This is a genomic window from Xanthobacter luteus (genome assembly GCF_040049235.1).
Lineage (GTDB): Bacteria > Pseudomonadota > Alphaproteobacteria > Rhizobiales > Xanthobacteraceae > Xanthobacter.
Map to the genome: position 1 here is coordinate 270,599 of NZ_JBDZDO010000007.1, position 17,739 is coordinate 288,337.

Sequence of the window (17,739 nt, forward strand, 5' to 3'; positions counted from 1 at the left end):
GGCAAAATCCAAGGCCGGTTCCGAGCGGGCGTCGCGCGCCGTCACATCGGCGCGAGCGCCGGCACACCCGGCCGCGGACGGCGGGTCCGCCGCGACAGATATGCTGGCCAAACGTGGCTGCTTCGCGACAGCGGCGGGCGAGGCCTGCAGTCTGGCGCCAGTCCGCTGCTCAGGGCACCGGCCCGGCCGTCCGCTGCGCCGTCCCCGCCAGCTGCGGCGCAAAGAACGCGTCGATGGCCTGCATTATGGCATCGGTGACCCGCTCGCGCCATGCGTCCGACGTCAGCAGCTTGAGGTCCGCCGGCGTGGACATGTAGCCGAGCTCCACCAGCACCGAAGGCACGTCGTGGGCGCCGAGCACCTTGAAGCCGGCGGCGCGCAGCGGCGTCCGGTGCGTGCGCACCGCGCCCTTGAAGCGGGCCACCAGGGCGCGGGCGAACACGGCGGAGAAGTTGTGCGTCTCCCGCCGCGCCAGGTCCACCAGGATGCCGGCCACCTCGTCGCTCTCGTCGGAGAGGTCGACGCCGGCGATCAGGTCCGCCTTGTTCTCCTTCTCGGCGAGGCTCGCGGCGTCGGCGTCGCTCGCGGTGTCGGAGGCGGTGTAGACGCTCGCCCCGCGCGCCTGCCCGTCGCCGGCCGCCAGCGCGTCGGCATGCAGCGAGACGAACAATGCGGCGCGATTGGCCCGGGCGATCCGCACCCGCTCCCCGAGCGGAATGAACACGTCCTCGGTGCGCGTCATCACCACCCGGTAGAGGCCCGTCTTCTCGAGCTTGTCGCGCAAGGCCAAGGCGGTCTCCAGGACGATGGTCTTCTCGGCGAAGGCGCTGCGGCCGGTGGTCCCGGTGTCGATGCCGCCATGGCCGGGGTCGAGCACGATCACCGGGCGCGTATCGCCCGAATCGGCGGACGGCGGGGCGGCGGGCGAAGCGGCCGGCGGAGGGGCGGGTGGGCGGGCGGCGGCGCTCGCCTGCGCGAAGCTTGCCGGGTCGGTGGGCACCAGGTCGACCACCATGCGCGCGGGCTCGCCGTCCACGGCATCGAGCACGAACGCCCTGTCGATCGCCACCGGCCCGGTCGCCTCCAGCACCATGCGCGCCTTGCCCGGCGCCAGCGCGCCGAATCGCCAGGCGGAGACCAGGCCGCGCCGCATCCGGTCGGGGCCTGGGCTGAAGCGGAAGCTGACGCCGGACAGATCGAGGATGACCCGGTAGGGATTGCCGAGGGTGAAGGCGCGAAACGGAACCGCGTGGTCGAGATCTACCACCAGGCGGGTGCGCTGCCCGTCGCCGGCGAGCCGGGCGTCCCGCGCCGCCGCCTCGACCGGCCGCGCGGCACGGTCGGCGCCGGCCGCCATCACCAGGGGAGGCGGCGGCTCGGCGCGCGCGCCACCGGCGGCGCCGAGGACCAAGGCGCAGGCCAGCGCCGCCGCGGCGCCTGCATGCAGGCGCCTGTGCGGGCAAGGGTCCCGGGGGCCGCCCTTGGTCGCTCCTGGTGCCGGACAGCCGGCGTCGGCGCTCGCAGTCATGGGCCTTCACGCTCCGCAGGCACCACGGTGCCGCGGCCGAAGCCGCGCCGCTGGTGCGCGATGGATCCCGAGGCGGCCGGGCCGCAGCACGCCCGCCCGGCGATCGAAGCCGGGCGGCGGCGTGCCGCGGCGCTCCGCTGTTCAAGCGTTAAGAGGCAGCGCGTTAAGCGTTGGTTTACGCCCGGGGGCGGCGAACGGGGCCATCGCGGCCCGATGGTACCGCAGCCGACACGGGATGGCCGTGCGGCGGTGCGCAAGAAACTTGCCAAGCAGGAAGCGGGCCGGGTAAGAAAAGACGGTACACGGTTCGCGTTCCGGCCAGGGCCCTTCGGCCTCAGGCGGCCGCGGCTGCCGCGGGCGATGTCCCGGTGTGCGGCTGTGCTCCGATGGGGCCGGCCGCGCGGGATATGGCCTTGGTCCGCCTCCCGCCCTTTCCGGGCGGCGCGCGGGCCACGGGCGTCTTGACGATGCCTGGGCGGTCGGCCCACTCGCCGCCTTCGACCATCGGCCCTTCGGTTCGATCTGGGGAATCGCGCGGACGTGTACGATGGCCGCATGGGGGTCTCGCCCCTGTGTCCGGCCGGACCCGTCATCGAGGAACGAGTAGCCGAGGGCATGGATCTTTCTCCGCACGACCGGCGCGCCCGTCGCGCCTCCGTGTGCCCCGACGCCGAGGGTGTTCACACCACGCCCGGGCGCGTTCGTTCCTCTGCCTCCTTCCGTCATCACATCCGGCGTTCCAGCGGCGTACGGGCGGGCCTGATTGCGGCTGCGCCCCTGCGACCGTTCCGGAGCAAGGCCTCCGGCGCCGCGAAGAGAGAATTCCATGGCCAACAAGATGCTCATCGATGCCACCCACCCGGAGGAGACCCGGGTGGTGGTCGTGCGCGGCAACCGGGTCGAAGAGTTCGACTATGAGTCCGCCTCCCGCAAGCAGCTGCGGGGCAACATCTACCTCGCCAAGGTGACGCGGGTCGAACCCTCCCTCCAGGCGGCGTTCGTGGAATATGGCGGCAACCGCCACGGCTTCCTCGCCTTCAGCGAGATCCACCCCGATTACTACCAGATCCCGGTCGCCGACCGGCTCGCCCTGATCGAGGAGGAGGAGCGCGCCGCGCGCCTCGCCGAGGACGAGCAGGACATGCGCGACCGGCGCCGCGAGCGCGGCCGCCCGCGCAGGTCGGCGCCCGATGCCGCCGTCACCGAGGAGGTGGAGGAGGCCGAGATCGTCGTCGACGGCGCCCCCGCCGCCGAGGGCGAGGAGGCGCCGGCCGCCGTCGCCTCGGAAGCACCCGCTGCCCCGGCCGCGGTGGAGTCCGAGGACGGGTTCGAGGCGCCGCGCGCGTCCGGCGAGGTGCACGACCATCCGGGCTCCATGGCCGATCTGGTGGCGCCCGCCGAAGTGGCGGAGGCGCGCGAGGCCCTGATCGAGCAGACCGTGGAGGCCGAAATGGGCGGCCCCCTGCCCGCCCCCGCCGAGCAGAGCCACGCCGCCGACGAGGACGAGCTGCGCCGCGAGGCGGCCGAAGGCGAGAGCCACCCGGCCCCGATCCTGCCGGAGGACGACGCGCCGGTCGCCGCCGCACGTTCCGATGACGAGGCCCGCGCGCCCGCCGACGAGGACGAGGACGACGAGGACAGCGACGTCGACCAGATCGACGAGGAAGAGGAGATCGAGAACCTCGGCGCCGACGAGGACGCTCTCGAAGAGGTGCCCGAGCGCGCGCCGCAGCGCCGCGCCCGCTCCTACAAGATCCAGGAGGTGATCCGCCGGCGCCAGGTGATGCTGGTGCAGGTGGTCAAGGAGGAGCGCGGCAACAAGGGGGCGGCCCTCACCACCTACCTCTCGCTCGCCGGCCGCTACAGCGTGCTGATGCCCAACACCGCCCGCGGCGGCGGCATCTCCCGCAAGATCACCAATGCGGTGGACCGCAAGCGCCTCAAGGAAGTGGTGCAGGACCTGGAGGTGCCGGAGGGGATGGGCATCATCCTGCGCACCGCCGGCGCCAACCGCAACAAGGTCGAGATCAAGCGCGACTTCGAATACCTGCTGCGGCTGTGGGAGACGGTGCGCGAACTCACCTTGTCCTCGTCCGCGCCGAGCCTGGTCTACGAGGAGGGCTCGCTCATCAAGCGCGCCATCCGCGACCTCTACAACAAGGACATCGACGACATCCAGGTGGCCGGCGAGGACGGCTACAAGGAGGCGAAGGACTTCATGCGCATGCTCATGCCGAGCCATGCCAAGAGCGTCATTCCCTACCGCGAGAACCAGCCCATCTTCGCCCGCTACGGGGTCGAGCAGCAGCTCGACGCCATGTTCTCGCCCGTGGTGCAGCTGAAGAGCGGCGGCTACATCGTCATCAACCCCACCGAGGCCCTGGTCTCGATCGACGTGAATTCGGGCCGCGCCACGCGCGAGCACCACATCGAGGACACCGCGCTCAAGACCAACGTGGAGGCCGCCGAGGAGATCGCGCGCCAGCTCCGGCTGCGCGACCTCGCTGGCCTGATCGTCATCGACTTCATCGACATGGAGGAGAAGCGCAACAACCGGTCGGTGGAGCGCAAGCTCAAGGACTGCCTGAAGAACGACCGGGCGCGCATCCAGATCGGCCGGATCTCCCATTTCGGCCTGCTGGAAATGTCGCGCCAGCGCATCCGCACCGGCGTCCTGGAGAGCTCCATCGAGGTGTGCCCGCACTGCGGCGGCACCGGCCACGTGCGCTCGGCGGCCTCGGTGGCGCTGCAGCTGCTGCGGGCGCTGGAGGAGCAGCTTCTGCGCTCCACCACCCACAATCTGGTGGCGCGCACCCGCACCGAGGTGGCGCTCTACGTGCTCAACCAGAAGCGCGCCCACCTGCGCGACCTCGAGGAACGCTTCTCGGTCACCCTTTCCATCTCCGCCGACGACAGCGTCACCGGCCACCAGCCCTTCATGATCGAGAAGGGCGAGCCGGCGGCGCCCGCTCCGGCGGCGCCGCGGCCCTCGAGCGTGGTGCAGCCCGATTCGATCCTGCCGGACGAGGACTATCTCGAGGACGAGGACGAGGAGGCGCCGGAAGAGGCCGCCGAGGCCGAGCCCGCCGAAGCGTCCGACGAGCGCACGGACGACGGCGCGCGGCGCAAGCGCCGCCGGCGCCGGCGGCGGCGTGGCGAGCGTGACGAGACGCGCGAGGCCCGCGACGGCGAGACCCGCGATGGCGAGGCCGACGGCGATGAAGACGACGAGGACGCGGTGGCCGAAGGCGAGGACGCCGAGGGCGACGAGCGTGCCGGCGAGGACCAGGCCGAGGGCGCCGAGGCAGGCGAGGCCGAAGGCCGCGACGACGAGAATGGCGAGCGGCGCCGGCGCCGGCGCGGCCGGCGCGGCGGCCGCCGCAACCGGCGCGACGGCCGCGAGGGTGGCGAGGAGACCGCCGGGGAAGCCGGCGAGGGCGAGCTCGGCGAGGAGGACGCGGCCGCCGAAGCCGGCGCCCCTGAGCCTGTGGCCAGCCCCCATGAGGCCGAGGCTCCGCTCGAGGTTCGCGCCGGGTCTGCGGCGGAGACCGGGTTCGTGACGCCCCATTGGGCGCCGCCATTGGCGGCTGCGCCCGCCGAGGCCGTGACCGAGGCGCCCGCCCGTCCGGCGCCGTCCGCCCCGGCGGCATCCTGGGCCGCCGAGGCGCCGGTGGCCGAGGAGGCCGAGGCCGCCGGCAAGCCGCGCCGCCGCTCGACGGTGCGCGAGAAGGCGCCGATCGTGCTCGCCGGCGCCGTGGCCGAAGCCGCAACCACCGCGCCGGCGCCCACCGCGCCCGCACAAGCCATCGCCCCGGATACGGCCGCCACCGATGCCGCGTCGGAGCCGGAGGCCGCAGCGCCCGCGGCCGAAGACCCGCGCGAAGCATCGCCTGCGGCGCCAAGCGAGCCGTCGAAGCCCCGCTCCGGCTGGTGGCAGCGCAAGCTGTTCGGCGACTGAGCGTTTCAGGCCCGCCGCGAGCTTCAGGAACAAGCCCCCCGGAATCGCTTCCGGGGGGCTTGTTCGTTTGGGGGCGGAGCGCCGCGCGGGCAGCGGCGCGAGGGCAGCCGGGACGGCGGCCGGCGCCGCGCGTCATATTCCCCTGTGCGCCCCCTTGCCGGTTCGAGCTTCCATAGTACCATGCAGCCGCGGCGGGGCCGTGTGCGCCCTCAAATCAAAACGATTTAAGTGGGCGCCGCGGGACCCTCGGCCGCAGGAGCACGCGGACACAGACGCCGCGACCCATATGTGGGAGGAACAGGATGATCCGTCTTCGTCGCGGCCTTGCGGCCGCCACCTTCGTTGGCGCCGCCGCGTTCGCCGCCGCTGTGCTCGCCGGCCCCGCGAGCGCCCAGACCAAGCTCAAGTGGGCCCATGTCTACGAGCCGGCAGAGCCGTTCCACACCGCCTCGGTCTGGGCCGCGGGCGAGATCGCCAAGCGCACCAACGGGCGCTACCAGATCGATGTCTATCCCTCTTCGCAGCTGGGCAAGGAGAGCGACATCAACCAGGGCCTCACCTTGGGCACGGTCGACATGATCATCTCCGGGTCGAGCTTCGCCGGAAAGGCCTATCCGCCCATCGGCGTGACCTATTATCCCTACACCTTCCGCGACGCGAGCCACCTTCTGGCCTACGCCAAGAGCGACGTCTTCAAGGACCTCGCCAAGGGCTATGAGGACAAGACCGGCAACCATATCGTCGCGGTGACCTATTACGGCGTGCGCCAGGCCACCTCCAACAAGCCGTTCAAGAGCTGCGCCGAGATGAAGGGCCTCAAGATCCGCGTGCCCGACGCCCCGGCCTACCTCGCCATGCCCAAGGCCTGCGGCGCCAACATCACGCCCATCGCCTTCGCCGAGGTCTATCTGGCGCTCCAGAACGGCACCGTGGACGCCCAGGAGAATCCGCTGACCACCATCGAGGCGAAGAAGTTCTACGAGGTGCAGAAGAACATCATCCTCACCGGCCACATCGTCGACCACCTCAACACCATCATCTCCGCCAAGCTCTGGAACGCCCTCTCGCCGGAGGACCGCAAGATCTTCACCGAGGTGGCGCTGGAAGCCGCCGCGCGGGCGACCAAGGAGGTGGCGGCGCGCGAGAAGGAACTGCTCGACGTGTTCAAGCAGAAGGGCCTCAACGTGGTCGTGGTGGACACCGGCGAGTTCCGCGACACGGTGATGAAGAACATCACCTTCGAGAGCTTCGGCTACCGCAAGGCGGATTGGGACCGCATCCAGGCGCTCAAGAGCGACACCATGTGAGGGTGGGCCGTCAGGGGACGAGGAGCGGGCGCCTCGGCGCCCGTTCCTCGGCCCAGCGACGGCGCAGCCGGAGCGGTTCCCCGGCCAAGCGACAGCGCAGCTGGAGCGCCGAGCCGGGGTCCAGCGCAAGACTCCCGCGCAGCGGGCGAAAGCTCGGGGCGCAACAAACCATGCGCCTGCGGCGGGTTTTTGCGCTGGATCCCGGCTCTCCTTCCACTGCGCTGCGCTCCGTTCCAGTCGGCCGGGATGCGAGGACGTGCGCCGCGCGGCCGATCATCCCTCTCTTTCAGCACCGGACCCCCATGGCCCACGAAACCCACACCCGCGTCACCGGCGAGGAGCTGGCCCATACCTTCGACGTGCAGGAGGCGGTGGATCTTTCCTCCTACCGCGTCGAGGACTGGATCACGCTTGCCGCCTTCTGGATCATGGCGGGGCTGGTGTTCACCCAGTTCTTCACCCGCTACGTGCTGAACGACAGCTTCGCCTGGACCGAGGAGATCGCCAGCTACTTCCTGGTGGTGGTGGTGTTCATCGGCGCGTCCATGTGCGTGCGCCTGTCGCGCCACATCCAGGTGGACCTCATCTACCGCTTCCTGCCGGCGGGCGCGGCGCGGGTCCTGGCGCTCGGCGTCGACCTGGTGCGCACCGGCTTCATCGCCTACGCCGTGTGGCTGATGGTGCGCTACATCGCCTTGGTGGGCGACGAGCCGATGGTGATGGTCGATGCGCCCAAGAGCTACCTCTATTACGCGGTGCTGTTCGGCTTCGTGATGATGCTGCTGCGCTCGGTCCAGGTCGCCTTCGGCAACCTCAAGCGCGGCTATTCCATCCTGGAGCGGCCCGAGGCCTTCGAGGGCTCCCCCTTCGCGCACAAGGGAGACTGAGCCATGTGGCTGCTCATCGGCGCCTTCCTCGCGCTTCTGATCTGCGGCGTGCCGGTGGCGATCGCCCTCGCCGGCTCCTCGCTCATCTACATCCTGGTCTCCGGCACGGTGCCGGACGTGGTGATCGCCCAGCGCATGATCGCCGGCGTCGAGAGCTTCCCGCTGCTGGCGGTGCCGTTCTTCATCCTCGCCGGCAACCTGATGAACATCGCCGGCGTCACCGGGCGCATCTATGCCTTCGCGGTGGCGCTGGTGGGCTGGATGCGCGGCGGCCTCGGCCAGGTGAACATCATCGGCTCGGTGATCTTCTCCGGCATGTCGGGCACCGCCATCGCCGACGCCGCCGGGCTCGGCACCATCGAGATCAAGGCCATGAAGGACCATGGCTATTCCACCGAGTTCGCGGTCGGCGTCACCGCCGCCTCCGCCACCCTCGGCCCGATCATCCCGCCGAGCCTGCCGTTCGTGATCTACGGCATGCTGGCGAACGTCTCCATCGGCGCGCTGTTTCTCGGCGGGGTGGTGCCGGGCGCGGTGATGACGCTCTTGATGATGATCACGGTCGCCTATTTCGCGCGCCGCAACAATTGGGGCTCGGACGCCGCCTTCTCCTGGCGCCAGCTGGCGTCGGCCGGCGTCGAAATCGTCGTGGTGCTCGCCTTCCCGCTGGCGGTCTATCTCATGATCGCGCTCGGGCTCTCCACCAACCAGGCGGTCCTGATCGCGCTCGCCGCCCTCGTCGCCCTCGACTGGTATTTCGACTTCTCCGCCGTGATGGCGCTGATGACGCCGGTGATCCTGATCGGCGGCATGACGCTCGGCTGGTTCACCCCCACCGAGGCGGCGGTGGCGGCGGTGATCTGGTCGCTGTTCCTCGGCCTCGTGCGCTACCGCTCCATGACGCTGCGCACGCTGGCCAAGGCGACGTTCGACACCATCGAGACCACCGCCTCGGTGCTGTTCATCGTCACCGCCGCCTCGATCTTCGCCTGGCTGCTCACCGCCAGCCAGGCGGCGCAGATGCTCTCCGAGGCGATCCTCGGCTTCACCCAGAACAAATGGGTGTTCCTGTTGCTGGCGAACCTGCTGATCCTGTTCGTCGGCTGCTTCATCGACACCATCGCCGCCATCACCATCCTGGTGCCGATCCTGCTGCCGATCGTGCTCAAGCTCGGCATCGATCCGATCCATTTCGGACTCATCATGGTGCTGAACCTGATGATCGGCCTGCTGCACCCGCCGCTCGGCATGGTGCTGTTCGTGCTGGCGCGGGTGGCGAAGCTGTCGGTGGAGCGCACCACCATCGCCATCCTGCCGTGGCTGGTGCCGCTGCTGCTGGCGCTGATCGCCATCACCTATATCCCGGCGCTCACGCTCTGGCTGCCCAACGCCATGGGGCTCGGCCGGTGAGGGCGGCCCGGCGCCCGCGGCGCGCCGGTTCGGGCCGTCAGCGCGCCAGCAGCGCGGCCAAGCGGTCGAAGGCGGCGGCGAGCCCATGATCCATGGGCGAGCGCAGAACCTGCGTGCGCGCCGTAAAGCTCTCATAGCCGAGCGTGAGGAGCGCCACGGTCTCCCCCGCCGCCTCGCGCAGCTCCAGCGCGAGGCGCGTCTCGCCCGGATACCAGGCGGGATCGGACCACTCGGTGGCGCGCAGGGCGCGGCCCGGCTCCACCGCGGTGAAGGTGCCGCCCCAGCTCATGACGCGGCCCTGCCGGTCACCGAGGACATAACGGTAGGCGCCGCCCGGCACCGGGTCCACCGCCGCCTCCAGGATGGCAAAGTCCGGCCCGCCGAGCCACTGGCGCGCCACCGCGGCGTCGGTCCAGGCGCGGAACAGCGCCGTGGCCGGTGCCGCGAACGCCCGCGCGATCAGGATCTCCTGGTCGCCGCGTGGCGCCAGGCGCAGGGTGCCGGGCCGGGCGCGGGCCTCGGCCGCCATCTCGTCCAGGCTCGGGCGATCCGCGGGGATCCGGCTGCGGGTCTTGCTGGTCCAGGCTTCGCCGGACCCTGCCTTGACGGACATTTCGTGCCTTCCTGCGGCGTTCTGGGAGGGTGGGCCGCTCACCCGCCGATCGGCTGGTTCATGGCCCACAGCACGCCGAAGCGGTCGCGCAGCTGGCCGTAGCGGGCGCCCCAGAACATCTCCTGCACCGGCATCACCTCCTCGAAGCCGGCGGCGCGGGCGCGCACCCACCAGGCGTCGATGTCGGTGACCTGGAGCACCAGCGAGTAGCCCTGCGCCTTCTCCAGCGCGTGGCCGCATTCGGGATAGGGGTCGCTCATCATGACCGACGAGCCGTTGATGTAGAGGTGCACGTGCATGGTGCGCCCCTTGTCGTCGGGCGGGATCAGGGCCACGGTCTGCGCGTCCAGCGCGCGGCCGTAGAGTTCGGCTGCCGCCACGGCGCCGTCGATCTGCAGATAGGGCACCACGCCGCCCTTCACCGGCGCCGCGCCGGCCTTGAGGTTCTGCGCCGTCTCGTCCATGGCTCGTTCTCCTCGATCGCGCGCCGGGGGGGGCGGGCTCCTGACAATGACGTGCGGCCGGCGCCCGCGCCGACAGCCCGCTCAGTTTTTTTCAGGCTGGCACGCATGGGCGATGAAATCGAGATGGCGGCGGATGGCTGAGGCCTCCGCGGTGGTGCCCGCGAGGCTGATGGCCGTGTCGAAGGCGACTTTCGCCTCCGCTTTGCGGCCGAGCTGGAGCAGGAAGGCGCCCTTGGTGCCGAAGAAGTGGAAATAGCCGGACAGCTGGTTTCCCAGCGGCTCGATCATGGCGAGGGCCGCCTGCGGCCCCTTCACCTTGCTCACCGCCACCGCGCGGTTGAGCGTCACCACCGGCGAGGGCCGCATATATTCCAGCACCGCATAAAGGGCGTCGATCTGGTTCCAATCGGTGTCCGCCGCCCGCGCGGCGCGGGAATGGACCGCGGCGATGGCGGCCTGGATCTGGTAGGGTCCGGGCGCGCGGTGACGCATGGCCTTGTCCACCAGCGCGAGGCCTTCATTGATGCGCTCGCGGTCCCACAAGGCGCGGTCCTGCTCCTCCAGCAGCACCGGCTCGCCCGCCGCGTCGAAGCGGGCACGGGCGCGGGCGTGCTGGAGCAGGAGCAAGGCGAGCAGGCCCATGATCTCCGGCTCGGAGGGGAACAGGCGCAGCAGCAGCCGCGCGAGGCGGATCGCGTCCTCGCTCAGCCCGGCGCGCTCCGGATCGCCGGCCGCCGAATAGCCCTCGTTGAAGACCAGATAGATCATGGCCGCCACCGTCTGGAACCGCTCCGCCCGCTCCACCGCGCCGGGCGCCTCGAACGGCACCTCGGCCTTGGCGATGCGCGCCTTGGCCCGCGTGATGCGCTGCTCCATGGCCGCCTCGCTCACCAGGAAGGCGCGGGCGATCTGCTTCACCGACAGGCCCGAGACCACCCGCAGCGCGAGCGCGATCTGCTGGGTGTGGGGCAGTTCGGGGTGGCAGCAGATGAACAGCAGGCGCAGCACGTCGTCGCGGTAATGCGCGCTGTCGAGCCGCTCGGCCATGGGCACTTCCATGTCCTCAAGATCGGAGATCGCCTCGTCCGGCGGCAAGGGCGCGTCGCGCGCCGCACGGCGCTTGCCGTCGAGCGCGGCGTTGCGCCCGACCAGGATCAGCCACGCCACCGGATCGCGCGGCGGCCCCTTCTGGGGCCAGGATTTCAAGGCCCGCAGGCAGGCCTCCTGATAGGCCTCCTCGGCAGTGTCGAGGTCGCGGAAATAGCGCAGCAGCGCCCCCATCACCTGCGGTCGCGCGGCGGTGAGCGCGCCATGGACGAAGGCGGCGTCGGTCATCGGGGCTTCTCCTCCGGCGCGCCGCTCACGCCGTCGCGCCCACTCGCAGATCGGGCAGGAACAGGCCCACGGGCCGGATCTCCAGCGCCCCGCCGGGATTGGCCTCGCCCAAGGCGCGGGCGATCTCCAGCACCTCGTCGAGGTCGGCGGCGTCCACCAGATAGAAGCCGAGCAGCTGCTCCTTGGTTTCGGCGAACGGCCCGTCGATGACGAGGGGCGGCTCCTGGGTCTTGCGCAGAGTGGTGGCGGCGGAGGTGGGCAGAAGGCGCAGCGAGGCGCCCATCTTGCCCTCCTTCACGAGCCGCTCCTGGACCACGGCGAGCCGCGCCATCACGGCGTCATCCTGCTCCTTGGTCCAGGCGCAGACCACGTCTTCCTCGTGGTAGCAGAGAATGGCGTACATCATGGGCGGCGTGCTCCTTTTGGTCCGAAGGACGCGGGACTATGCCCAATGCCGACAGGCTGCGGCAAAAAGTGGGGGCGCGATTGGGCCGTTTGAAGACGGCCCGCAGCCTCCCGTCGGCCCGGCCGGGGCATGGAGGCGCCCGTCGGTGGTGGACCGACGCGCCACCGACCGAAGACCTCAAGACGGCGCCCCGGCTCAGTCTTCGTCGTGGTGGTGGTGATGGCCCGGCCCGTGGCCGTGCCCGTGGCCCCCAGGATCCGCGGCGGGGCCGCCGGCGCGCGCCTCCACCGGCACCAGAACCAGCCGGCCGTGGCGCACGCCGCGCTCGGCGATGAGGTGCTCGGAGAAGTGCCGCAGGCTGCGCGTCGGCCCGCGCAGCAGCGCCACCTCCAGGCACTGGGCGTCGTCGAGATGCATGTGCAGCGTGCACACCGACAGGTCGTGATGGCGGTGGTGCGCCTCGGTGAGGCGCTTCGACATGTTCCGCGCCTCGTGGTCGTAGAGGTAGACAAGGGCGCCCACCGCGTCCTCCCCCTCCCCGGCCGCCTCCGCCGCCTGGCGCAGGCCCGAGCGGGCGAGGTCGCGCACCGCCTCCGAGCGGTTCTGGTAGCCGCGGCTCTCGATGAAGCGGTCGAGCTCGGCGATGAGGTCCTCGTCGAGGGTCACCGTCACCCGCTGCATGGCGTCTCCTCCTGCGGGGCCTGGGCTGGTCCGCCCCTGGCAACGAGGTAGGCCGCCGGCGCGGCCGCGTCCAGCGCCTCAGAAGCGCTTGTGCCGGTGGCCGGCATCGAGGCCGTGGATATGGACCTCCTCCTGCGTCACCCGGTGGCGGTGGATGATTGCCGCCTCGAGCCTGCCGTCCTTCAGCAGCACGGCGCGGGTGGCGAGGCGCTCCAGGAAGGCGCGGTCGTGGGAAACGATCAGCAGCGCCGCATCGAGCCCGGCGAGGATGTCGATCATGCGCGCGCGGTTGTGGTCGTCGAGGTCGTTGGTGGGCTCGTCCAGCAGCAGCACGTCCGGCGCCATGGCGATGAGCGCGGCGAGGCAGACGAGCCGCTTCTCCCCGCCCGACAGCCGGTGCGTGACCCGGTCCGCCAGAGCGAGCAGACCGAGGCGATCCAGCACCGCGCGCGCCTGCGCGAACGCCGCCTCCCGGCTGCGCCCGAGATTGAGCGGGCCGAAGGCCACGTCGTCGATCACGGTGGGGCAGAACAATTGGTCGTCGGGGTCCTGGAACATCAGCTGGGCGCGGGCGCGCACGGCGCGGAAGTCCTTCTCCCCGGCGCGCGCCCGGCCGAAGGCGCAGACCTGGCCCGCCGTCACCCGCTCCAGGCCGACCAGGGTGCGCAGCAGCGTGGTCTTGCCCGACCCGTTGGCGCCGACGAGCGCGAGCCGCTCGCCCGGATAAAGCGCCAGGTCGGCGCCGGCGAGCACGCTGCGCCCGCCGCGCGCCACGCCGACGCCTTCGAGCGCCAGAAGCGGGCTCACCGCAGGTGCTCGGCGGCGAAGGCGGCAAGGATCGCGGCGCCGAGCAGGCCGGCGAAGGCGAGATCGACGGCGCCGAAGCCCAGCTGCCCGGAGGGCGGCGGCAGGCGGCCGCCATAGCCGCGGCAGCGCATGGCCTCGGAGACCCGTTCCGCCCGCTCCAGCGCCCGCACCAGCACCATGCCGAGCATGTGGCCGTAGGTGCGCCAGGTGTGGAGCGAGGAGCGCGGCACGAAGGCGCGCGCCCGCATGGCCTCCTGGAGCCGGGCCGCCTCGGCGCGCAGCACCCCGGCATAGCGCACCACCATGAGGAACAGCTGCACCAGCCGCTCCGGCACTTTGAGCGCCAGCGCCGCGCCGCCGAGGCGCACCGGCTCGAGCCCGGCGAGGAGCGCGAACACGAGGAAGCCGCAGGCATTGACCTTGAGCAGGATCGCCAGCGCGCGGGCAAGGCCTTCCGCGCTCGCCACCAGCGGCGGCGCGCCGAACAGCGGCGTGCCGGGAACCGTGAACGGCAGGACGGCCAGCAGCACCAGCATGAAGCCCTCCAGATGGAGCAGCCGGCGCGCGAGCGCCGGGCGCCCCGGCCCGCAGGCGAGCGCCGCCGCGAGCGCGCCGAGCGTCACCGCCGCCAGCACGGCGAGACCGGAGAGCAGCGCCACCGCCGCCACCGCGGCGACCGCGCCGAGGAGGCGGGTGCGCGGATCGAGCGCGGCGATGCCGAAGGCGACGGGCGCGGGCGCGGCGCGCGGGGCGGCCGGCATCGCTAGGCCGGCGCTTGCGGGCCGCGCGGGGCGCGGCGGGATGAGGCCCACAGCGCCGCGCCGGCGAGGCCGACAATCATGCCGATGCCGCCCATCACGTCGTTGAAGCGCACCCGGCCCTCGGCCTCGGCCTCGGCCTCCAGCAGCGGGCGGATCTGGCGCGCCACCGCGACGTCCACCAGCGCGGCGAGCGCGGCGGGATCGCAGGCGGCGGGCAAAGCGGGCGCGGCGGCGTCCGGCGCATCGGCGGGCGCGGGGCCATTCGCCCGGCGGGCGACGGACGATGACGCCCCGGGCGCAGGGCCGGCCGCCATCGGGATGGACGACATACCGGCCGATGGTCCGACGCCGGGGGCAGCGGAGGGGCCCGCGCCGCCGGCAAAGCGGTCCGCGGTCACGCGCGCCTCGGCCGCGTGGCCGTCGCCGGCGTCCACCACCACGGTGATGGTTTCGCTGCGCTCCGGGGTGAAGGCGAAGGCGCCGTCCGCGTCGGTCGTGGCGGTGCCGAGCGTGCGCCCCGACGCGTCGCGGAAGGCGACGGGGGCGCCGTTCGGCCGGCCGCCGCCGATGAAGAAGGCATAGCCGGAGACGCGGTCTCCCTCCACGGTCACGAACAGCTTGAGCCGGTGCGCCGCGGCCGGCGCCGGCGCCAAAGCGAGAACCAGGCCGGCGAGCAGCGGGACGGCGAACGCCGGCCGGGCAAGATGCGAGCCCCGGCGCCTCACGGCCGCTCCCCCGCGAACGCGCCGGCCACGCCCGATGCCACGGGGGCGGCAGCCCCATGAGCGGCGAAGGCCTCCGGCCGCACCTTGGCGAGGAACGCCACCGCAAAGCCGGTCACCAGCGCCTCGCCCACGGCGAGCGGCAGGTAAGTGAGCAGGATGATGCGCGCGGAGGGCACGAATTCGGAGGCCGAGAGCGCCAGCGCGCCCGCCACCATGCCGCCGGTCAGGAGCACGCAAGCCGCGCCGGCGACGGCGCCGACCACTCCCGCCCTGGCGGGCGCCGCGCCGCGCAGCAGCAGCCCGAGCAGGACCCCGCAGGCGAGACCCGGCAATGCGATGGTCACGGTGTTGACGCCGAGCGTGGTGAGCCCGCCGAAGCCGAACATGAGCGCCTGCAGCACCAGCCCGACGAACACGGCGGGAAACACCGCCGGCCCGACCATCAGCCCCATCAGCCCCGACAGCAGCAGATGCACGCTCGACGGCCCGACCGGGATGGCGACGAGGCTGACCGCGAAGAAGGCGCACGCGAGGATCGCGACCTTCGGGATATCCTCCTCGCCGATCCGCCGCAGGCCATAGCCGATGCCCGCCACCGCGAGCACGGCGCCGCCGGCCAGCACCGGCACCGAGAGCACGCCGTCGGGGATGTGCGCCATCGCGCCCTCACTTCGCCTTGCCGGCGCCGGCGACCGGCGCCGGCACCATGTCGGTGGCCTTCACCCAGATCAGGGCGCCGAGCTCCACCGGCACCTTCTTGCCGTCGGGGGCGGTCATCGGCGCGTCGGCCTCCATCAGAGCGGCAAAGCCCCACCAGCCGGCGCGCGGCATGGCATAGGCGAACACCCCCTCCCTATCGGCCTTGATGACCTGGGTGATGAAGGCCTCGTTGGGCGCCTTCACCGTGCCGTCGTTCACGTATTCCACCTCGATCTCGGCGAACGGCACCGGCTTTCCGGCCTTGCGCACGATGCCGCGGAAGAGGTTGCCGGTCCAAAGGCCGGTGGGGCGGGCGAGCGGCTCGATCTCCACCGGCAGGCCGACCATGGCGTCCCAGCCCTCGCCGGAGGCGAAGCCGTCCACCACCACCTTGGCGTAATGGACGATGAACTTGCCCTCGGCGGGCTCGAAATAAGGCTGCGGCTCGACGAAGAATACGGCGGCGCCGGGCTGCTTGAGGTCGGCGCCGGCGCGCCAGGCGCCCTTGCCGTCCACCGGCGCGGCGGCGAGGCTCGCGGTCAGGTCGCTCACCTTGCCCCCCGCCTTCACGCCGAAGCGCTTGGGCTTCTTCATGTCCATCACCGGCCCGTTTTCCATGGGGTGGGTGAAGACGAGGTCCAGCGTCACCGCCCCGCCGTCCGGCAGCACGTCGGCGGAGGGCAGGATCTCCTGGAAATGGGCGGCGGCCGGGCTGGCGACGAGCAGAGGTGCCAGGGCGACGATTGGGATCGCGCGGCGCAAATGATCGAGCATGTCAGCCTCCCCTCCCCAGCCATCGCGCGGACCCGGCCCCGCGGGGCGGGTTCGTTTGATCATACTTTCTTAAAAAATCGTCATACGTCAACTGAAATGGAGCGCGCCGATGAAAATGCGCCAGTGGCGTCCGGCGGCGACAAAAAGCCGCCCGCGCGGGGGCGCGGGCGGCGGGTCGATAAACCGGCGAACGGAAATGGCGTCAGGCGGTGAGCGGAAACGGGCGGCCGTTGCGCAGCACGGCGCGGGCGATGTTGGTCTGCTGGATCTGCGAGGTGCCCTCGAAGATGCGGAACAGCCGCACGTCGCGATAGAGCCGCGCCACCGCGCGCTGCTCCAGATAGCCCTGCCCGCCCAGCATCTGCACCACCCGGTCCGCCACCTTCGACACCATCTCGGAGGCGAACAGCTTGGCGCAGGCGATCTCGACGATGGGGATCGGCGGCCCGCGGTCGAAGCCGCGCGCCGCCTCCAGCACCAGGGCGCGGGCGGCGAGCACCTCGGACTGGCTCTCGCCGAGGAGCACCTGCATGGCCTGGAACTCGCCGATGGGCTTGCCGAACTGCTGGCGCTCCAGCAGGTAGGCCGTCCCCTCGTCCAGCAGCCGCAGCGCCTGGCCGACGCAGGTGGCGCCCACATGGGTGCGGGCGTGGTTGATGCCGCGCAGCGCCTTCTTGAGCCCGTTGCCCTCCGCCCCGCCCACCAGGGCGGAGACCGGCACGCGGCACTCGGCGAAATGAACCTCGCCCACGTGCGAGCCGCGCTGGCCCATCATGCGGTCGTGCGGCGGGGTCGAGAGTCCCGGCGTGCCGCGCTCCACCAGCAGGCAGGAGAGCGCATCCGCGCCCTCCCCTTCCCCGGTGCGCGCCACCACCATGAAGACGTCGGCATCCGGCGCGTTGGTGATGTAGCGCTTGGTGCCGGTGATGACATAGGCGTCGCCATCACGCACCGCGCGGGTCTCCACCGCCCCCGCGTCGGAGCCGGCCGCCTCCTCGGTGAGGCAGAAGGCGCCGGTCATGGCGCCCGACGCCATGGCCGGCAGATAGCGCTTGCGCTGAGCGTCCGTGCCGTAGTCGAGGATGACCTGGGAGGTCAGCCCGATGGTGGTGGAGAACCGCGAGCGGTAGACCGCCGAGGCCTGGGTGAATTCCATGGTCAGCAGCGCCTGCTGCTCCATGGTCCAGCCCAGCCCGCCATATTCGTGCGGCAGCGTGATCGCGAACAGGCCGATGCGCCGCATAGCGTCGACGATGTCCGCGGGGATCGCGTCCTCGCGCTCGACGGTCTCTTCCGCCGGGCGCAGCACCTCCCGGGTGAAGGTCCTGATTTCCTCGAGATAGTCTTGGAACGAGACGTTCCGGGCAGATGCCGCGCCGTGCAT

Annotated in this window: 16 protein-coding genes; 4 read left to right on the forward strand and 12 right to left on the reverse strand. The window is 71.7% G+C overall.

The window, feature by feature from the left end; all coding sequences use genetic code 11:
• Positions 1 to 169: 169 nt before the first annotated feature.
• Positions 170 to 1,411, reverse strand: coding sequence for an N-acetylmuramoyl-L-alanine amidase (locus ABLE88_RS20625; RefSeq protein WP_348833628.1), 1,242 nt, complete (start codon positions 1,409 to 1,411; stop codon positions 170 to 172).
• 943 nt (positions 1,412 to 2,354) lie between these two features.
• Here ABLE88_RS20625 and ABLE88_RS20630 point away from each other — a divergent pair.
• The 4 genes from ABLE88_RS20630 to ABLE88_RS20645 all read left to right on the forward strand — a co-directional run bounded on the left by ABLE88_RS20630 (position 2,355) and on the right by ABLE88_RS20645 (position 9,090).
• Complete coding sequence (locus tag ABLE88_RS20630) at positions 2,355 to 5,486, forward strand: Rne/Rng family ribonuclease (protein ID WP_348833629.1); 3,132 nt, start codon at positions 2,355 to 2,357, stop codon at positions 5,484 to 5,486.
• 302 nt (positions 5,487 to 5,788) lie between these two features.
• Positions 5,789 to 6,793, forward strand: a complete 1,005-nt coding sequence (locus tag ABLE88_RS20635; protein ID WP_348833630.1) for a sialic acid TRAP transporter substrate-binding protein SiaP — start codon at positions 5,789 to 5,791, stop codon at positions 6,791 to 6,793.
• A gap of 302 nt (positions 6,794 to 7,095) precedes the next feature.
• Positions 7,096 to 7,680, forward strand: a complete 585-nt coding sequence (locus ABLE88_RS20640; RefSeq protein WP_348833631.1) for a TRAP transporter small permease — start codon at positions 7,096 to 7,098, stop codon at positions 7,678 to 7,680.
• Between the two features lie 3 nt (positions 7,681 to 7,683).
• Positions 7,684 to 9,090 (forward strand): TRAP transporter large permease, encoded by a 1,407-nt coding sequence (locus ABLE88_RS20645; protein WP_348833633.1) that lies wholly within the window; start codon positions 7,684 to 7,686, stop codon positions 9,088 to 9,090.
• A 37-nt stretch (positions 9,091 to 9,127) separates the two neighbouring features.
• On the opposite strand, the gene ABLE88_RS20650 is transcribed toward ABLE88_RS20645, so the two are convergent.
• The 11 genes from ABLE88_RS20650 to ABLE88_RS20700 all read right to left on the reverse strand — a co-directional run bounded on the left by ABLE88_RS20650 (position 9,128) and on the right by ABLE88_RS20700 (position 17,739).
• On the reverse strand, positions 9,128 to 9,703 hold the full coding sequence (locus tag ABLE88_RS20650; RefSeq protein ID WP_348833634.1) for an SRPBCC domain-containing protein: 576 nt from the start codon (positions 9,701 to 9,703) through the stop codon (positions 9,128 to 9,130).
• A 38-nt stretch (positions 9,704 to 9,741) separates the two neighbouring features.
• Positions 9,742 to 10,167 carry a VOC family protein gene (locus ABLE88_RS20655; RefSeq protein WP_348833635.1) on the reverse strand — a complete coding sequence of 142 codons (426 nt, stop codon included), beginning with the start codon at positions 10,165 to 10,167 and terminating at the stop codon, positions 9,742 to 9,744.
• An 81-nt stretch (positions 10,168 to 10,248) separates the two neighbouring features.
• Positions 10,249 to 11,502, reverse strand: a complete 1,254-nt coding sequence (locus ABLE88_RS20660) for an RNA polymerase sigma factor (RefSeq protein ID WP_348833636.1) — start codon at positions 11,500 to 11,502, stop codon at positions 10,249 to 10,251.
• Positions 11,503 to 11,527: 25 nt separating this feature from the next.
• On the reverse strand, positions 11,528 to 11,908 hold the full coding sequence (locus ABLE88_RS20665; RefSeq protein ID WP_348833637.1) for a YciI family protein: 381 nt from the start codon (positions 11,906 to 11,908) through the stop codon (positions 11,528 to 11,530).
• A gap of 195 nt (positions 11,909 to 12,103) precedes the next feature.
• Positions 12,104 to 12,589, reverse strand: coding sequence for a nickel-responsive transcriptional regulator NikR (nikR, locus tag ABLE88_RS20670; RefSeq protein ID WP_348833638.1), 486 nt, complete (start codon positions 12,587 to 12,589; stop codon positions 12,104 to 12,106).
• A 78-nt stretch (positions 12,590 to 12,667) separates the two neighbouring features.
• Entirely contained in the window at positions 12,668 to 13,396 is a 729-nt protein-coding gene (locus ABLE88_RS20675) for an energy-coupling factor ABC transporter ATP-binding protein (protein ID WP_348833639.1), read from the reverse strand.
• Complete coding sequence (gene cbiQ / locus ABLE88_RS20680; protein WP_348833640.1) at positions 13,393 to 14,157, reverse strand: cobalt ECF transporter T component CbiQ; 765 nt, start codon at positions 14,155 to 14,157, stop codon at positions 13,393 to 13,395. The genes ABLE88_RS20675 and cbiQ overlap by 4 nt, the downstream gene beginning before the upstream one ends.
• Positions 14,158 to 14,159: 2 nt before the next feature.
• The gene (locus ABLE88_RS20685; RefSeq protein ID WP_510182927.1) at positions 14,160 to 14,882 is read right to left on the reverse strand and encodes a NikL family nickel/cobalt ECF transporter subunit; all 723 of its coding nucleotides are present in this window, start codon (positions 14,880 to 14,882) and stop codon (positions 14,160 to 14,162) included.
• Positions 14,879 to 15,541, reverse strand: a complete 663-nt coding sequence (cbiM, locus tag ABLE88_RS20690) for a cobalt transporter CbiM (protein WP_348833641.1) — start codon at positions 15,539 to 15,541, stop codon at positions 14,879 to 14,881. Before cbiM ends, ABLE88_RS20685 begins: the two co-directional genes overlap by 4 nt.
• 7 nt (positions 15,542 to 15,548) lie before the next feature.
• Complete coding sequence (locus tag ABLE88_RS20695) at positions 15,549 to 16,355, reverse strand: DUF4198 domain-containing protein (protein ID WP_348833642.1); 807 nt, start codon at positions 16,353 to 16,355, stop codon at positions 15,549 to 15,551.
• Positions 16,356 to 16,557: 202 nt separating this feature from the next.
• Positions 16,558 to 17,739: an acyl-CoA dehydrogenase family protein gene (locus ABLE88_RS20700; RefSeq protein WP_348833643.1), complete on the reverse strand. Its 1,182-nt coding sequence runs from the start codon at positions 17,737 to 17,739 to the stop codon at positions 16,558 to 16,560.